Genomic DNA, 15,471 nt, shown 5'->3' with positions numbered 1-15,471 from the left:
GGGCTGCAGAGCAGCCCCATTGGCTTAACTGACCGGCATCACCCCGAAGGGAATTTCAAGCATAAAGCCTGGCGCTTAGTTCCAGCCAGCCCGATCCATCAGGCGAATCGCCTCTGCCTGACGCTTGCCGGCCACTTCCACCGGCAGGCTGTCGGCCTTGAACGTGCCCCAGGCGGCCACTTCAGCCGATGGCTTGACCTGTGGGTTGGCCGGGAACTCCTGGTTGATGTCGGCAAACAGCTTTTGCGCTTCTTCGCCGGTCATCCACTCCACCAGTTTTTTCGCCGCTTCCGGGTGCGGCGCATGCTTGGTCAGGCCGATGCCCGAGAGGTTGATGTGCACGCCACGGTCACCCTGATTCGGCCAGAACAGCTTGATCGGCAGATCGGGCTGCTGCTTGTGCAGGCGGCCGTAGTAGTAGGTGTTGACCACGCCCACGTCGCACTGGCCGGCTTCGATGGCCTGTAGCACAGCGGTGTCATCGGAGAACACGTCAGTGGACAGGTTGCCGACCCAGCCCTTGATGATCTCCTCGGTCTTGGCCTCGCCGTGAGTCTCGATCATGGTCGCGGTCAGCGACTGGTTGTAGACCTTTTTCGCAGTGCGCAGGCACAGGCGCCCTTCCCACTGCTTGTCGGCCAGCGCCTCGTAGGTGCTCAGCTCGCTCGGTTTGACCCGCTCGGTGGAGTAGACGATGGTCCGCGCACGCAGGCTCAGACCGGTCCAGTCATGCGACTTGGCGCGGTACTGAGGGGGGATGTTGGCGTCGATAATGTCCGACTTGATCGGCTGCAAAATGCCCATCTGCTCGGCCTGCCAGAGGTTGCCGGCATCCACGGTCAGCAGCAGGTCAGCCACGCCGTTCTGGCCCTCGGCCTTGATGCGCTGCATCAGCGGCGCTTCCTTGTCGGTGATGAACTTGATCTTGACCCCGGTCTTGGCCGTGTAGGCGTCGAACACCGGCTTGATCAGCTCATCGATGCGCGAGGAGTACACCACCACTTCGTCCGCCGCCTGCACAGTGCCGCCGAACAGGGTCAGGGCCAGGGCGGCCAGTAGGTGCTTGCGTGGCAACATCGGGTATTCCTCGCGGGTGATTGAGCTGCGAATGGTAGTGAATACCATTAAGCAGCTCACCCGCTGAGCAGTTACCAGATGTTGCAGTCAGGGCCGGGCGAGTTCCGGCAGATCGCCAGACAAACCCAGCGCCTGCCGCACGAACAGCGCCTTGGCCTCAGGCAGTTGCTCGACCAGCTTCAAACCGCTGTTGCGCAGCCAGCGCAGCGGCAACGGATTGGCCTGGAACAGCCGCTCGAAGCCCTCCATGGCCGCCATCAGCGCCAGGTTGTGCGGCATGCGCCGGCGCTCGTAGCGGCTCAGTACCTTCACATCCGCCAACCGCTCGCCGCGCTCGCAGGCCCGTACCAGTTCTTCGGCCAATACGGCGGCATCAAGAAAGCCAAGGTTGACGCCTTGCCCGGCCAGCGGGTGAATCACGTGGGCGGCATCGCCGATCAATGCCAGACCTTCAGCCACATAGCGCTTGGCGTGGCGCTGGCGCAGCGGCACGCAGACCCGAGGGTCAACCTCAAGGACCTGACCCAGACGCCCCTCGAAGGCGCGCTGGAGCGCCTCGGCGAAGGCGGCATCATCATGCTTCATCAGTTGCTCGGCCTGCTCTGGGGTAGTCGACCAGACGATCGAGCACCACTGCTGGCCGCCATCACGCGCCAGCGGCAGAAAGGCCAGCGGCCCCTCGTCGGTGAAGCGCTGCCAGGCGGTGGCCTGGTGCGCCTCGCTGCAGCGCACACTGGTGACGATGGCCTGGTGCAGGTAGTCCCACTCGCGGGTTTCGCAGCCGGTCAGGTGGCGCACCGCCGAGTTGGCGCCATCGGCAGCGATGACCAGTGGTGCGCGCAGGCGACGGCCATCGGCCAGGGTCAGCAGCCACTCATCACCGGAGCGGCGCATCTGCTCCAGGCGGGCATTGGCCAGCAGGCCGATGTCGCTGTCGAGCAAGCGCTCCAGCAGGCCGTCCTGGACTACCCGGTTTTCGACGATGTGGCCCAGCAGGTCGGCGTGCACACTGGCCGCCGAGAAGTGGATCTGGCCGGTGCCGCTGCCGTCCCACACGTGCATGTCGGTGTACGGCGACAAGCGCCGGGCGACGATGCCATCCCAAGCGCCGAGGCGCTCGAGGATGCGCTGGCTGGCTGCCGACAAGGCACTGACCCGCGGCTCGAACGCGGCTTGCTGGTCAAACGGCTTGACCGACAATGGGCCGCCGTCGAGCAGGACAACTTGCAGGCCGCTGTGGCGCAATGCCAGGGCCAGGGCGCTGCCGACCATACCGGCACCGACAATCAGTACATCTGCGCGCGTTTCCATGCCTTACGCCTGCCTCACTTGCGGCTTGAGCCGTACATAAAGAGTTTTATCGACCCGCGCCACCAGTTCACCGGCACCGTCGCGGATGTCGACCTGCAGCCGCGGCAGGTACTTCTTGCCGCTGGCGGTCTGCTGGCGAATCTCGGCCAGCAGCGCGTCATCGACGTTGAATTCGGCATACACCGGGCCTTTGCCCGGTGAGATGAAGTCGATGCTGGCGGCCTTGTCCCAGACAATGTACTCGCTGCCCAGACGCTCGATCAGCAACAGCATGTAGAACGGGTCGACCATCGAATACAGGCTGCCGCCGAACTGGGTGCCGACGTAGTTGCGGTTCCAGCGGGTGAGCTTCATGCGCACTTTGATGTGGCTCATGTCGGGGCTGATCTGCTGCACCCGAATACCAGCACCCAGGTACGGCGGGTAGATATTCAGCAACCAGCGCAGCATGCGGGCCTTGCGCGCCAGCCGACGCGAATCGCTCACAGGCGGCCCCGCAGATCGCTGCGGGTGCCCAGGCCCATCGCCTGGCGGGCGAACCAGCGCTTGGCCGGTGGCAACAGATCAAGGCCAAGCAAACCCAGGTTGCGTCCAGTGGCCAGCAACGGCTGGCTGCTGCCGAACATCCGCGTGACCTGATCGGAGAAGCCGATGGTCAGGCTCTGGTCGAGTTGCTGCCGCTGCTGATAGGTCTGCAGGGTCGCCAGGTCGCCGGGGTGCGGCGGGCCGGCCAGCAAGCCTTCAGCCAGCGCCTGCACATCGCGTAGCGACAGGTTGAAGCCCTGCCCGGCAATCGGGTGCAGGCTGTGCGCGGCATTGCCGAGGACCACCAGATGCGGGCGCACCTGCTCGCTGGCAGCCACCAGCGCCAGCGGGTACAGATGCCGCGCGCCAACCTGGCGCAGTGCGCCGAGGCGGAAGCCAAAGACCTGCTGCAGCTCGGCGAGGAAGTTGCGCTCATCGATCTCGGCCAGGCGCTTGGCGTCCATCCCCTGGCGGGTCCAGACCAGCGCGCAGCGGTTGTCCGGCAATGGCAGCAAAGCCATAGGCCCCTGTTCGGTAAAGCGCTCGAAGGCCTGACCGCCGTGGGCCTCACCGGGGGTGATATTGGCGATCAAGGCACTCTGCTGATAAGGCCGGCGCTGCACATGGATGCCCAGCTGCTCGCGCAAGCCCGAGCGACCACCGTCAGCCAGCACAGCCAGGTCACACTCAAGGCTGGTGTCGTCATCCAGCTGCAAGCGGTAACCGCCCTCGATCGGCCGCATCGCCTTGACCTCGGCCGGGCATCGCCAGCTCACCACTTCCGGGTCCAGGCCCTGCCACAGGCACTGGCCGAGCCAGGCGTTTTCCACCACATAGCCCAGCGCCGGCACGCCTTCTTCGCTGGCGTCCAGGCGGGTGGCGCCAAAGCGACCGCGGTCGGACACGTGAATCTGCAGAATCGGCTCGGCGCGCTGGCTGATGGCCGGCCACAGGCCCAACTGCTGGTAGATCTGCCGGGTGCCGAACGACAACGCCGACGAGCGCGCATCGTAGCTTGGCTGAAACGCATCGCCAGGAGCGAACGGCTCGATCAGCAGGATTTTCCAGCCACGCGCCTTGGCCCCAGCCTGCAGCGCCAGCGCCAGGCTGGCGCCGACCAGGCCGCCGCCGATGATTGCCAGGTTGACCCGGCTCATGCCGCCTGCTCGCGGGCAGCGGCCATCAGCGCCTCGATCTCGGCAACCGTCCGCGGCACGCCGGAGGTAAGAATTTCACAGCCCTGCCTGGTAACCACCACGTCGTCCTCGATCCTGATGCCGATACCGCGCCACTTCTTGGCCACGGCCTGATTGTCGGCGCCGATGTAAATGCCGGGTTCGACGGTCAGCGCCATGCCCACTTCGAGCACCCGCCACTGGCCGCCGACCTTGTACTCGCCGACATCGTGCACATCCATCCCCAGCCAGTGCCCGGCGCGGTGCATGTAGAACGCGCGGTAGGCCTCGCTGTCGATCAGCGCCTGCACTTCGCCCTTGAGCAAGCCCAGCCGCACCAGGCCTGCGGTAATCACCCGCACCGTCGCCTCATGGGCGTGGTTCCAGTGCTTGCCTGGGGCGATCTCGGCAAAGGCCGCAGCCTGGGCTTCGAGCACCAGCTCGTAGATGGCTTTCTGCTCAGCAGAAAAACGCCCGCTGACCGGGAACGTGCGGGTGATGTCGCTGGCATAGCAGTCGATTTCACAGCCGGCATCGATCAGCACCAGGTCGCCGTCCTTGAGCACGGCGTCGTTCTGCTGATAGTGCAGGATGCAGCCATTACGCCCAGCAGCGACGATCGAGCCATAGGCCGGCATCTTCGCCCCGCCCTTGCGAAACTCGTAATCGAGCTCGGCCTCCAGGCTGTATTCGTAAAGCCCCGCCCGGCAGGCCTGCATCGCCCGCACATGGGCCCGCGCAGAAATCGCCGCAGCGGCGCGCATGACCTTCACTTCTGCTGCCGATTTATACAGGCGCATGTCGTGCAGCAGATGATCCAGCGCAACGAACTCGTTGGGCGGCTGCGCACCGAGACGGGCCTTGGAGCGAATCAGGTTGATCCAGTCCATCAAGCGCCGGTCGAACTCAGGGTTGCTGCCCATCGCCGTGTACACCCGCTCGCGGCCTTCGATCAGGCCCGGCAGGATCTCGTCGATGTCGGTAATCGGAAATGCATCGTCCGCGCCATACTCGCGCAGGGCACCTTCCTGACCGGCACGCAAGCCGTCCCACAGCTCGCGCTCCGGGTTGCGTTCACGGCAGAACAGCACGTATTCGCCATGCTCGCGACCGGGGATCAGAACAATCACCGCCTCAGGCTCGGGAAAGCCGCTGAGGTACTGGAAGTCGCTGTCCTGACGGTACACGTGCTCGACATCACGGTTGCGAATGGCAACCGCAGCGGCGGGCAGGATGGCGATGCTGTTGGGGACCATCTGCGCCATCAGCGCCTTGCGCCGACGGGCATACTCGGCCTTGGGTATGTGGCTCATGGGCAGACGACCCCGATTGATCAGTGCAGCGATGGCTTGGGGGCAGGCGCAACTGGCGCGGCCAGCTCGGTGAACAGCAGCAGCGGCGCGACGCGCAGGTACTCGGTGACCTCCATGTAGTCGCTCTCGCCGTCCTCGGATTCTTCCAGGGCGTCTTGCACCTGCGAAATCGCCACCAGGTCCTGCAGCACTTCCTTGGCTTCGGTGGACAGGTCCTTGCCACCGGCGTTCAAGCCGAAGCCGGCGATGAAGCCCTGGCACCATTCGCCAAGGGCGGCGGCACGTTCGGTCAGCGGTTGTTCATCACCCGGCAGCAACAGCACCAGGGCGACGTCATCGCCGGTGAGTTCGGCCTTGACCATCTCCTGCAGGCCGATCAGGGCGTTGCGCACAGAGTCGTTCGGTTCGACCTCGAGGGCGTTGGCGGCGTCGGCCAACCAGGCCTCGGCATCGAAGCCTGCGCCGGCGCAGCTGCGGCCAATCAACAGGCCGTGCAGCTCGGCGGGGGAGACAGGGTGACCGTTGCTCGAGAGCAGTGCGGCGAAAGCGGTGTACGGCGATTGAGTATTAGGCATGGGCTGCTAGGCGCCAGACGGCGCAATGTCTAGAATGAAGACCTTGTATCCTAGCACCGGCAGGCGCGCCAAGACCATCGGCACTGGCCGCCCAAGGCCCGGCACCGGCATCATGGCCAGGCCGTAAACGATGGAGCGAAACGAGTGCCCCCCATGCAAGACAACGACCTGCAAGCGCTGATGAGCCGTTTCGAGCTGCTGATCGAGCGCGTCGAGCAACTTAAACGGCAAAATGCACTCCTATTAGCGCAGGAAACTTCCTGGCGCGAAGAGCGCGCCCACCTCATTGAAAAAAATGAGATCGCAAGGCGTAAGGTCGAATCCATGATCTTGCGGCTCAAGGCCCTGGAGCAAGACTCATGAGTTCAAGCAATAGCGTCACCGTACAGATCCTCGACAAAGACTACTCGATCATCTGCCCGCCCGAAGAGCGCAGCAACCTGGTCAGCGCCGCGCGCTATCTGGATGGCAAGATGCGCGAGATCCGCAGCAGCGGCAAAGTCATCGGCGCCGATCGCATTGCGGTGATGGCGGCCTTGAACATTACCCACGAAATGCTCCACCGCCAGGAAACCCCTGAAGTGGCCAGCGGCGGTACTACCCGCGAGCAGGTGCGTGACCTGCTCGAGCGCGTCGACAGCGCATTGGCCGACGACACGGGTACCAAAAACGGCTGAGATCGGTATACTGGCGTCACTCCCTGGGAGATGCGCCAGTCGGTTATGTCCCTGAGCCGATACGCACAACCACGGGGGTTGCACGCTGGGGCCGGTGTGCATGTCCGCCCGACGGAAAGCCTTAACGCCCCCTGCAATCTCCACCTTGAACTTTCGGGTTCAAGGGCTACGCCGATAGCGGTCTTATCGGGGAGCCTGAATTCTGCATTGCTCGCCTGCTCTGGCGGGCAACTGGTCTGGCCGCCACGGCGGCCGACACCTCCGGGACCTCTGTGCCATGACCGACACCGCGCCCCTCACCCGCCCGCAACTTCGTCGCCAGCTGCGTAACGCACGCCGCGCCCTTACGCCTGCACAACAGCGTCAGGCGTCTCGCGGCCTGTACCGTCAGCTGGCCCAGCATCCGTTATTCCGCCGCGCCCGCCACATTGCCCTGTACCTGCCCAATGACGGCGAGATCGACCCGCGCCTGCTGCTGCGCGAGGGCCATCGGCGCGGCAAGCGGATCTACCTGCCGGTGCTGCACGCCTGGCCGGCCACACGCATGGTGTTTCAGCGTTACGACCAGGGTGAGGTGCTCAAGCGCAATCGCTTTCGCATCCCGGAGCCGGTAATCGAGCGCAAGCGGCAACGGCCAATCTGGGCGCTGGACTTGATCCTGCTGCCGTTGGTCGGGTTTGACGAAGTGGGTGGCCGCTTGGGCATGGGGGGCGGGTTCTATGACCGCAGCCTGGCCTATCAGAGCCGGCGCAAGACCTGGAAGAAACCGCTGCTGCTGGGCCTGGCGCATGAATGCCAGAAGGTCGAGCGTCTGGCGCAGGCCAGTTGGGATGTACCGCTGCAAGGCACGGTCTCGGACCGCCACTGGTACCTGGCGCGCAATTGAGCGCGCAATGACTTCAGCGCTGCTGTGGCGCTTGCTCGACGGGGGTCTGGTAGGCGACGTCCATCTTTCGCTCCAGCAAACTCTGCGCATAACCGGTGGTAACGACCCCAAGACCGAAGATAAAGGCCAGGATCCACAGCAGGTCCGGTTTGCGTTTGTTCATTGATTGCCCCCTGGCAACTGATTCGGGCTTGCCAGCTTTTTCAGTGCTGACTGAGCATAGTGCTTAAAATCGGCGCATTTTCCGCCAACCGGAGCCGACACGCAAACGTTGACGTCAACCGGCTGTCGGTTTCATGCAACTAGTTATTTCAGACTTTGTCAGGAGCAGCGTCCATGGCCTATTGGCTGATGAAATCCGAGCCGGACGAATTGTCCATCGATGACCTCAAACGCCTCGGCGAAGCGCGCTGGGACGGGGTGCGCAACTACCAGGCGCGCAATTTCCTCAGGGCCATGGCGGTTGGCGACGAGTTTTTCTTCTATCACTCAAGCTGCCCGCAGCCGGGCATTGCCGGTATCGCCAAAATTGTTGCAGCGGCGTACCCCGACCCTACGGCACTTGACCCGCAGAGTCACTACCACGATGCCAAGGCCAGCGCCGACAAGAACCCCTGGAGCGCCGTCGATGTCGCCCATGTGCGCACCTTCAAGCCTTTGCTCGGGCTGGGCTTGCTCAAGCAGCAGGCAGCTCTAGAGGAGATGCCGCTGGTGCAAAAAGGTACACGGCTGTCGGTAATGCCGGTGACCTTGAAGCAGTGGGCTGCGATCCTGACCTTGGCCAAGTAGTGGAAAGCAGAGGGGCTGCTTTGCAGCCCTTCGCGGGTAAACCCGCTCCCACAGGGATCACAGCGGTTTTGAAACCGAATTTCGACAAACGCCGCTGAACCCTGTGGGAGCGGGTTCACCCGCGAAGGGCCGCAAAGCGGCCCCGGTTGGCTTTACTGCACGATCAGGTTATTGAACAGCAGGTCCTCGACGATCGGCTTGCCTTCCTCGTTCTCCATCACCTGCTGTACCTGCTTCAACGCTTCCTGACGCAGACGCTCCTTGGCCTCGACGTTACTCATGCTGTCCACGGTCTGCTGGGTGAACAGCGCCACCAGCTGATTACGAATCAGCGGCTCGTGATGCTTGACCGCCGCCGCAGCGGCATCGCCGGTCACGCGCAGGGCCACGTCAGCCTTGTACACGCGCAGCTTGCTGTTGCCATCGAGTGCGTAGTTGCCGACAAAGGGCGGGCTCAGGCTGATATAGGCAACCTTCGGCGCGCCTTCTGCGGCTTCCTCGGCCATCGCCGCCATTGGCAGCATCAGCGCCATAACCATCAAGATCCACGCTTTCACGAATTCGCTCCTCACATACAGTTGGCGCCAGCTTACCCAGCACGTCGCGCAAACCCAAGCCCGGGCTTATGCCGGGCCATCAGGGCCGAGCATGCTCGTTGACCGGGCAAGCAGTCCTCCTACACTTATCGGCCATCACCTGCAAAGGAATAGCCCCGATGAAAGCCGTGTTGTGCAAAACCCTGGGCCCGGCGCGCGATCTTGTGCTTGCAGACGTCGCCAGCCCCCAGCCGAAGATCAACGAGGTCCTGCTCGACGTGCACGCCGCCGGGGTCAACTTCCCTGACACGCTGATCATCGAAGGCAAATACCAGTTCCAGCCACCGCTGCCGTTCTCGCCGGGTGGCGAAGCGGCCGGGGTGGTTGCGGCGGTGGGCGCCAAGGCCGGCGCGTTCGAGGTGGGCCAGCGGGTCATGGCGCTGACCGGCTGGGGCGCGTTTGCCGAGCAGGTCGCGGTGCCCTACTACAACGTGCTGCCAATCCCCGACAGCATGGACTTCACCACCGCCGCCGCGCTGGGCATGACCTACGGCACTTCGCTGCACGCACTGCGCCAGCGGGCCAACCTGCAGCCTGGAGAAACCCTGTTGGTGCTGGGCGCTTCCGGTGGCGTCGGCCTGGCCGCCGTGGAGATCGGCAAAGCCATGGGTGCCAAGGTGATCGCCGCAGCCAGCAGCGCCGACAAGCTGGCGGTAGCCAAGGCTGCCGGTGCAGATGAGCTGATCGACTACAGCACAAGCTCGCTCAAGGATGAAATCAAGCGCCTGACCGGCGGCCAGGGCGTCGACGTGATCTACGACCCGGTCGGCGGCGAGCTGTTCGACCAGGCGGTGCGCGGCCTGGCCTGGAACGGCCGGCTGCTGGTGGTGGGCTTTGCCAGCGGCGTGATCCCACAACTGCCGGTCAATCTGGCGCTGCTCAAGGGCGCGGCGGTAGTGGGAGTGTTCTGGGGTGCATTTGCCCAGCGTCAGCCACAGGACAACGCAGCCAACTTCCGTCAACTGTTCGCCTGGCACGCCGAGGGCAAGATCAAACCACTGGTGTCGAAAACCTACCCACTGGCCGAAGCCGGCAGCGCCATAGAGCAACTGGCGCAGCGCAAGGCGGTGGGCAAGCTGGTAGTGCAGACCCGTTGAACGAAGCCTGCGCGGGGGTCAAACCTCGCGCAGATTATGGCAGCGGCGAAAACGCGCTTCCAGATTGCGATCAGGCATCTGGTGGCTGCGCAGCGCGTTCAAGGTCTGCTCGACATAATCGCGGGTGGTGCCGAAGCGCCCGCTGGCGCTGGCCAGGATCTGGCTCAGCAGCCCATCCGGCAGGTCGCCGGCGTAACACGGCAAGTGCCGCTCCAGCACGAAACCCAAGGCTTGCACCTTGCTGCCATTGTCGAGCCGGCAGGTCAGCCAGTGCGGGCGATAGGCCGGGTACGGCATCTCCCGTTGCCACAGGGCCATCAGCGAGTCATCCAGATTGCTGTCGTCCAGCCGGTAGGCAAAGCCGCTGCACGAGCCGCCGCGATCCAGGCCAAACACCAGCCCCGGGCACTCGGGTGTGCCGCGATGCTCATGCGACCACAGGTACAGCCCGCGATGATAACCGTGCACGCGCGCACGCTGACGTTCGACCGAGTTGCACTCCGGCCGCCAGATCAGCGAACCGTAGGCAAACAACCACACTGGCCCGCCACGGTGACGCGACATGGTCGACTGCATAGAAACTGACAGTTGCTCGCGCGTGAGTTGCTGACCAAAGTCCAGCGACGGCGGATAGGAAACTTTCCAGGATAGACTTTCAAGTGCCGACATAAGCTGCCGCCATTATTCCCCGAGAACTTACAATGAGCGCCACTGTAACTCACTGGCGCTGCGCTGGACTTACCGTACGGCAGAAAGGCACCGTATTACAAGCCCTGACGCAGGCAGGAGCAGCCGCAACATGGGCACTGCAGGCGAATGTGCAGTGCTGTTGCGAGTATAGATAAAGTTATTGGCAAGGGCGGTAAGACTTACCGCCTTATAATCAAGTCGAACAACTTTGGTTATTAGCGATCAACCACGCGGGGCGTAGGCAAATACATCTGCGCGCATGCGATGGGCGTCCATACCGGCTTCGACCAGAGCATCCAGCGTGGCATAGACCATGTTGGGCGAGCCGCTGGCGTACACGTGAACTTCATTGAGGTCAGCGATATCTTCGCAAACCGCCTCGTGGAGCATGCCGCAGCGCCCTTCCCAACCACACAGGTCGCTGACCACCTTGTGCAGGAACAGGTTGGGCAAGCGCTGCCACTCGTCCCAGTGCTCGAGCGCGTAGAAGTCCTCAGGGCGACGCACGCCCCAGTACAGGTGCACCGGGTGCTTGAAGCCGTTGGCCCGGCAGTGCTCGATCAGGCTGTGCATCTGGCCCATGCCGGTGCCGGCGGCGATCAACACCAGCGGCCCATCCGGCAGCTCGGCCAGGTGGGTGTCGCCAAACGGCATCTGAATACGCGCCAGGCCGTCGCGCTGCAATTGCTCAATCAATGCCACCGAGCTGGGCTCGCGAGCCAGTACGTGCAGCTCCAGGTCCCGCCCGGCATGCGGCGCGGAGGCCAGCGAGAAGGCCGCCTTGTCGGCGCCATCGCGCTCGATCATCAGGTATTGGCCGGCGTGGTAGCGCAGCGGCTTGCCAGCGGGGGCACGCAGGCGCACGCGCCAGACATCACCGCCAACCTCGATGCACTCGCTGACCGTGCAGGCCAGCGTGCGCAGCGGCAGCTCGCCCAGGGCCAGAACGCCGTCCCAGAGCAGCACGCAGTCTTCCAACGGCTCGGCAATGCAGGTGAACAGCTCGCCGTGATCGCGCACTTCACCGTCCTGGCGCACCCGGCCTTCGACCAGCAGTGCCGCGCAGACATGGCAGTTGCCATTGCGACAGCTGCTCGGGCAGTCATAGCCCAGGCGCCGCGCACCATCAAGAATCCTTTCACCGGGCTCCAGCGCCAGTACCGCCCCGGAGGGCTGCAACGTTACCTGCATCAATCTATTCCCAACTGATCCCACAGCTCATCGATACGGCGGGTGACGGCATCGTCCTTGACGATGACCCGGCCCCATTCGCGTGTTGTCTCGCCCGGCCACTTGTGTGTGGCGTCCAGGCCCATCTTCGAGCCAAGCCCCGACACCGGTGAGGCAAAATCCAGGTAGTCGATCGGCGTGTTGTCGATCATCACCGTATCACGCTTGGGGTCCATGCGCGTGGTGACGGCCCAGATCACGTCGTTCCAGTCGCGGGCGTTGATATCGTCGTCGGTGACAATAACGAACTTGGTGTACATGAACTGTCGCAGGAACGACCACACACCGAGCATTACCCGCTTGGCATGGCCTGGGTACTGCTTCTTGATGGTCACCACCGCCATACGGTACGAGCAGCCTTCCGGCGGCAGGTAGAAGTCGGTGATCTCCGGGAACTGCTTTTGCAGGATCGGCACGAACACTTCGTTCAGGGCCACACCCAGAATCGCCGGCTCATCCGGTGGCCGGCCGGTATAGGTGCTGTGATAGATCGGATTACGCCGATGGGTGATGCGCTCGATGGTGAACACCGGGAAGCTGTCGACTTCGTTGTAGTAGCCGGTGTGATCGCCATACGGGCCTTCCGGGGCCATCTCGCCAGGGTGGATAACCCCTTCAAGGATGATTTCCGCCGTGGCCGGCACCTGCAGGTCGCTGCCGCGGCACTTGACCAGCTCGGTACGGTTACCGCGTAGCAGGCCGGCAAAGGCGTACTCGGACAAGGTATCCGGCACCGGCGTGACCGCGCCAAGGATGGTCGCCGGGTCGGCGCCGAGCGCCACCGCCACCGGGAATGGCTGGCCCGGGTGCTTCTCGCACCACTCGCGATAGTCCAGCGCGCCGCCTCGATGGCTCAACCAGCGCATGATGACTTTGTTGCGGCCGATCACCTGCTGGCGATAGATGCCCAGGTTCTGCCGCTCTTTGTTCGGCCCGCGGGTGACGGTCAGGCCCCAGGTGATCAGCGGCGCGACGTCGCCCGGCCAGCAATGCTGAATCGGCAGCTGGCTGAGGTCGACGTCGTCGCCCTCGATCACCACCTCATGGCACACCGCGTCCTTGACCACCTTGGGCGCCATCGACACGACTTTCTTGAAGATCGGCAGCTTCGACCAGGCATCCTTGAGACCCTTGGGCGGCTCGGGCTCCTTGAGGAAGGCCAGCAGCTTGCCGATCTCGCGCAGCTCTGCAACCGACTCGGCGCCCATGCCCATGGCGACCCGCTCCGGTGTGCCGAACAGGTTGCCCAGCACCGGGATGTCGAAACCGACAGGCTTTTCGAACAGCAACGCCGGGCCCTTGGCACGCAAGGTGCGATCGCAGACTTCGGTCATTTCCAGGACGGGTGAAATCGGAACCTGGATGCGCTTGAGTTCGCCGCGCTGCTCCAGGCCACGGATAAAGTCGCGCAAATCGCGATACTGCATGCGTAAGCCTCGTGTTGGCCGTATCGGTCGGGGTGCAGAGTGTAGCGCCGATCAGGCTTTTGTAGGATGCCAAAATGACTTGGGGCCGCTGCGCAGCCCTTCGCGGGTAAACCCGCTCCCACAAGGTTCGATGTAATCCCTGTGGGAGCGGGTTTACCCGCGAAGGGGCGCGCAGCGGCCCCAAATCTTCAGCGTATTAAGCGCGAAGCTTACTTGCGCTTCATCGACAGGAAGAACTCGTCGTTGGTCTTGGTCTGCTTGAGCTTGTCGATCAAGAACTCGATAGCGGCGATCTCGTCCATCGGGTGCAGCAGCTTGCGCAGGATCCACATGCGCTGCAGCTCGTCATCAGCAGTCAGCAGCTCTTCACGACGCGTGCCCGACTTGTTGATGTTGATGGCCGGGAACACACGTTTCTCGGCGATACGACGGTCCAAAGGCAGTTCCATGTTACCGGTACCTTTGAACTCTTCGTAGATCACTTCATCCATTTTCGAGCCGGTTTCAACCAGCGCGGTGGCGATGATGGTCAGCGAGCCGCCTTCTTCGATGTTACGCGCAGCACCGAAGAAGCGCTTTGGCTTCTCGAGCGCATGGGCATCGACACCACCGGTCAGGACCTTGCCGGAGCTCGGGATGACGGTGTTGTAGGCACGGGCCAGACGGGTGATCGAGTCGAGCAGGATGACCACGTCTTTCTTGTGCTCAACCAGGCGCTTGGCCTTTTCGATGACCATTTCGGCAACCTGCACGTGGCGGGTTGGCGGCTCGTCGAAGGTCGAAGCAACCACTTCGCCGCGCACGGTGCGTTGCATCTCGGTAACTTCTTCCGGGCGCTCGTCGATCAGCAGAACGATCAGGTGGCACTCGGGATTGTTACGGGTGATGTTGGCAGCGATGTTCTGCAGCATGATCGTCTTGCCCGCTTTTGGCGGAGCGACGATCAGGCCACGCTGGCCCTTGCCGATCGGCGCGCACAGGTCGATCACACGCCCGGTCAAGTCCTCGGTGGAGCCGTTGCCGGCTTCCATCTTCAGGCGCTTGTTGGGGAACAACGGCGTCAGGTTCTCGAAGAGGATCTTGTTCTTCGCGTTTTCTGGACGGTCGTAGTTGATCGTGTCGACCTTGAGCAGCGCGAAGTAACGCTCCCCTTCCTTTGGCGGGCGAATCTTGCCAACGATGGTGTCACCGGTACGCAGGTTGAAGCGACGGATCTGGCTGGGCGAGACGTAGATATCGTCAGGGCCGGCCAGGTAGGACGCATCAGCCGACCGCAGGAAACCGAAACCATCCTGGAGAATCTCCAGCACGCCGTCACCCGAGATCTCTTCGCCGCTCTTAGCGTGTTTTTTCAACAGGGCGAAAATCACGTCCTGCTTGCGCGAACGGGCCATGTTTTCAATGCCCATCTGTTCGGCCATTTCTAGCAGATCAGTAATCGGCTTTTGCTTGAGTTCAGTCAGGTTCATAAGGGGAGTGGACGTAATCATGTAAGAAGGGAGAATTAAGCTTCTGGCTTAATGAAGCCGCGCCGCAAGAAGGCGACAGGATCGCGTACTGATTCGAATTGGGATGCTTCGGCGACGGCGTGCAGGGGGCACTTGAAGAAACAGTGCGAGGCCGAATGTAACACTTGCTTTTTTGCGCGTCTAGGGTTCGCAAAAAGAAAAGCCCCGGATTTACCGGGGCCTTTTCACATCACAGGTTGGCGTCGATGAACGCAGCCAGTTGTGATTTCGACAGCGCGCCGACCTTGGTTGCCTCGACGTTACCGTTCTTGAACAGCATCAGCGTCGGGATGCCACGCACGCCGTGCTTGGCCGGGGTTTCCTGGTTGTCGTCGATATTCAGCTTGGCGACGGTCAGTTTACCCTCGTAGGTAGTGGCGATGTCGTCCAGGACTGGAGCGATCATCTTGCATGGGCCGCACCATTCAGCCCAGTAGTCGACCAGCACCGGGCCTTCTGCCTTCAGGACTTCAGCCTCGAAGGTGGCGTCGGTGACATGTTTGATCAGGTCGTTGCTCATGGATATCTCCAGGTGGAAAGCAAAATCGTGGCCCATCATAGCTGCACCGGCTGGCTACAGGAAGTCGCGGACGAT

At 63.0% G+C, this 15,471-nt stretch carries 18 protein-coding genes and 1 other RNA gene; 6 read left to right on the top strand and 13 right to left on the bottom strand.

What is annotated here, in order from left to right:
* Positions 1–75 precede the first annotated feature (75 nt).
* The 6 genes from IDM28_RS23665 to IDM28_RS23640 all read right to left on the bottom strand — a co-directional run bounded on the left by IDM28_RS23665 (position 76) and on the right by IDM28_RS23640 (position 5,976).
* Entirely contained in the window at positions 76–1,077 is a 1,002-nt protein-coding gene (locus IDM28_RS23665; RefSeq protein ID WP_188036976.1) for an extracellular solute-binding protein, read from the bottom strand.
* 87 nt (positions 1,078–1,164) lie between these two features.
* Positions 1,165–2,388: a 2-octaprenyl-3-methyl-6-methoxy-1,4-benzoquinol hydroxylase gene (locus IDM28_RS23660; RefSeq protein ID WP_103435609.1), complete on the bottom strand. Its 1,224-nt coding sequence runs from the start codon at positions 2,386–2,388 to the stop codon at positions 1,165–1,167.
* Positions 2,389–2,391: 3 nt separating this feature from the next.
* Complete coding sequence (locus IDM28_RS23655; protein ID WP_103435608.1) at positions 2,392–2,874, bottom strand: DUF4442 domain-containing protein; 483 nt, start codon at positions 2,872–2,874, stop codon at positions 2,392–2,394.
* Entirely contained in the window at positions 2,871–4,070 is a 1,200-nt protein-coding gene (gene ubiH, locus IDM28_RS23650; RefSeq protein WP_188036975.1) for a 2-octaprenyl-6-methoxyphenyl hydroxylase, read from the bottom strand. Before ubiH ends, IDM28_RS23655 begins: the two co-directional genes overlap by 4 nt.
* Positions 4,067–5,401, bottom strand: coding sequence for a Xaa-Pro aminopeptidase (gene pepP / locus IDM28_RS23645; RefSeq protein WP_150570424.1), 1,335 nt, complete (start codon positions 5,399–5,401; stop codon positions 4,067–4,069). The genes ubiH and pepP overlap by 4 nt, the downstream gene beginning before the upstream one ends.
* A 20-nt stretch (positions 5,402–5,421) precedes the next feature.
* A complete protein-coding gene (locus tag IDM28_RS23640; protein WP_101315275.1) occupies positions 5,422–5,976 on the bottom strand; it encodes a YecA family protein in 555 nt (184 codons plus the stop codon).
* 153 nt (positions 5,977–6,129) lie between these two features.
* Between IDM28_RS23640 and IDM28_RS23635 the strand changes: the two genes are divergently transcribed.
* The 4 genes from IDM28_RS23635 to IDM28_RS23620 all read left to right on the top strand — a co-directional run bounded on the left by IDM28_RS23635 (position 6,130) and on the right by IDM28_RS23620 (position 7,539).
* Positions 6,130–6,339: a TIGR02449 family protein gene (locus tag IDM28_RS23635; RefSeq protein WP_101315273.1), complete on the top strand. Its 210-nt coding sequence runs from the start codon at positions 6,130–6,132 to the stop codon at positions 6,337–6,339.
* Complete coding sequence (locus IDM28_RS23630) at positions 6,336–6,653, top strand: cell division protein ZapA (protein WP_101315271.1); 318 nt, start codon at positions 6,336–6,338, stop codon at positions 6,651–6,653. The genes IDM28_RS23635 and IDM28_RS23630 overlap by 4 nt, the downstream gene beginning before the upstream one ends.
* Before the next feature lie 17 nt (positions 6,654–6,670).
* A non-coding RNA gene (ssrS, locus tag IDM28_RS23625) (6S RNA) lies at positions 6,671–6,850 on the top strand.
* A gap of 80 nt (positions 6,851–6,930) precedes the next feature.
* Positions 6,931–7,539, top strand: coding sequence for a 5-formyltetrahydrofolate cyclo-ligase (locus IDM28_RS23620; protein WP_101315269.1), 609 nt, complete (start codon positions 6,931–6,933; stop codon positions 7,537–7,539).
* 13 nt (positions 7,540–7,552) lie between these two features.
* Here the strand turns inward: IDM28_RS23620 and IDM28_RS23615 are convergent, their stop codons facing one another.
* Entirely contained in the window at positions 7,553–7,702 is a 150-nt protein-coding gene (locus IDM28_RS23615; protein ID WP_178080737.1) for a hypothetical protein, read from the bottom strand.
* A gap of 173 nt (positions 7,703–7,875) precedes the next feature.
* Between IDM28_RS23615 and IDM28_RS23610 the strand changes: the two genes are divergently transcribed.
* Positions 7,876–8,328 carry an EVE domain-containing protein gene (locus IDM28_RS23610; RefSeq protein ID WP_101315267.1) on the top strand — a complete coding sequence of 151 codons (453 nt, stop codon included), beginning with the start codon at positions 7,876–7,878 and terminating at the stop codon, positions 8,326–8,328.
* Positions 8,329–8,480: 152 nt separating this feature from the next.
* Here IDM28_RS23610 and IDM28_RS23605 read toward each other — a convergent pair whose 3' ends face one another.
* On the bottom strand, positions 8,481–8,885 hold the full coding sequence (locus IDM28_RS23605) for a flagellar basal body-associated protein FliL (RefSeq protein ID WP_101315265.1): 405 nt from the start codon (positions 8,883–8,885) through the stop codon (positions 8,481–8,483).
* Between the two features lie 158 nt (positions 8,886–9,043).
* On the opposite strand from IDM28_RS23605, the gene IDM28_RS23600 reads away from it, so the two are divergent.
* Complete coding sequence (locus IDM28_RS23600; protein WP_101315263.1) at positions 9,044–10,021, top strand: NADPH:quinone oxidoreductase family protein; 978 nt, start codon at positions 9,044–9,046, stop codon at positions 10,019–10,021.
* Between the two features lie 18 nt (positions 10,022–10,039).
* Here IDM28_RS23600 and IDM28_RS23595 read toward each other — a convergent pair whose 3' ends face one another.
* The 5 genes from IDM28_RS23595 to trxA all read right to left on the bottom strand — a co-directional run bounded on the left by IDM28_RS23595 (position 10,040) and on the right by trxA (position 15,396).
* Positions 10,040–10,690: a gamma-glutamylcyclotransferase gene (locus tag IDM28_RS23595; RefSeq protein WP_101315261.1), complete on the bottom strand. Its 651-nt coding sequence runs from the start codon at positions 10,688–10,690 to the stop codon at positions 10,040–10,042.
* A gap of 243 nt (positions 10,691–10,933) precedes the next feature.
* Positions 10,934–11,902: a CDP-6-deoxy-delta-3,4-glucoseen reductase gene (locus IDM28_RS23590; protein ID WP_188036974.1), complete on the bottom strand. Its 969-nt coding sequence runs from the start codon at positions 11,900–11,902 to the stop codon at positions 10,934–10,936.
* On the bottom strand, positions 11,902–13,368 hold the full coding sequence (gene ubiD / locus IDM28_RS23585) for a 4-hydroxy-3-polyprenylbenzoate decarboxylase (protein WP_101315257.1): 1,467 nt from the start codon (positions 13,366–13,368) through the stop codon (positions 11,902–11,904). Before ubiD ends, IDM28_RS23590 begins: the two co-directional genes overlap by 1 nt.
* 209 nt (positions 13,369–13,577) lie before the next feature.
* Positions 13,578–14,837 carry a transcription termination factor Rho gene (gene rho / locus IDM28_RS23580; protein ID WP_101315255.1) on the bottom strand — a complete coding sequence of 420 codons (1,260 nt, stop codon included), beginning with the start codon at positions 14,835–14,837 and terminating at the stop codon, positions 13,578–13,580.
* Between the two features lie 229 nt (positions 14,838–15,066).
* The gene (trxA, locus tag IDM28_RS23575) at positions 15,067–15,396 is read right to left on the bottom strand and encodes a thioredoxin TrxA (RefSeq protein WP_101315253.1); all 330 of its coding nucleotides are present in this window, start codon (positions 15,394–15,396) and stop codon (positions 15,067–15,069) included.
* Between the last annotated feature and the right edge of the window lie 75 nt (positions 15,397–15,471).

Origin of the sequence: Pseudomonas sp. EZ-C24 (genome assembly GCF_014525325.1) — a bacterium.
Taxonomy (GTDB): domain Bacteria; phylum Pseudomonadota; class Gammaproteobacteria; order Pseudomonadales; family Pseudomonadaceae; genus Aquipseudomonas; species Aquipseudomonas shirazensis.
The sequence above is the reverse complement of the archived record's forward strand: the minus strand, read 5'-3'. Positions and strand labels throughout refer to the sequence as shown.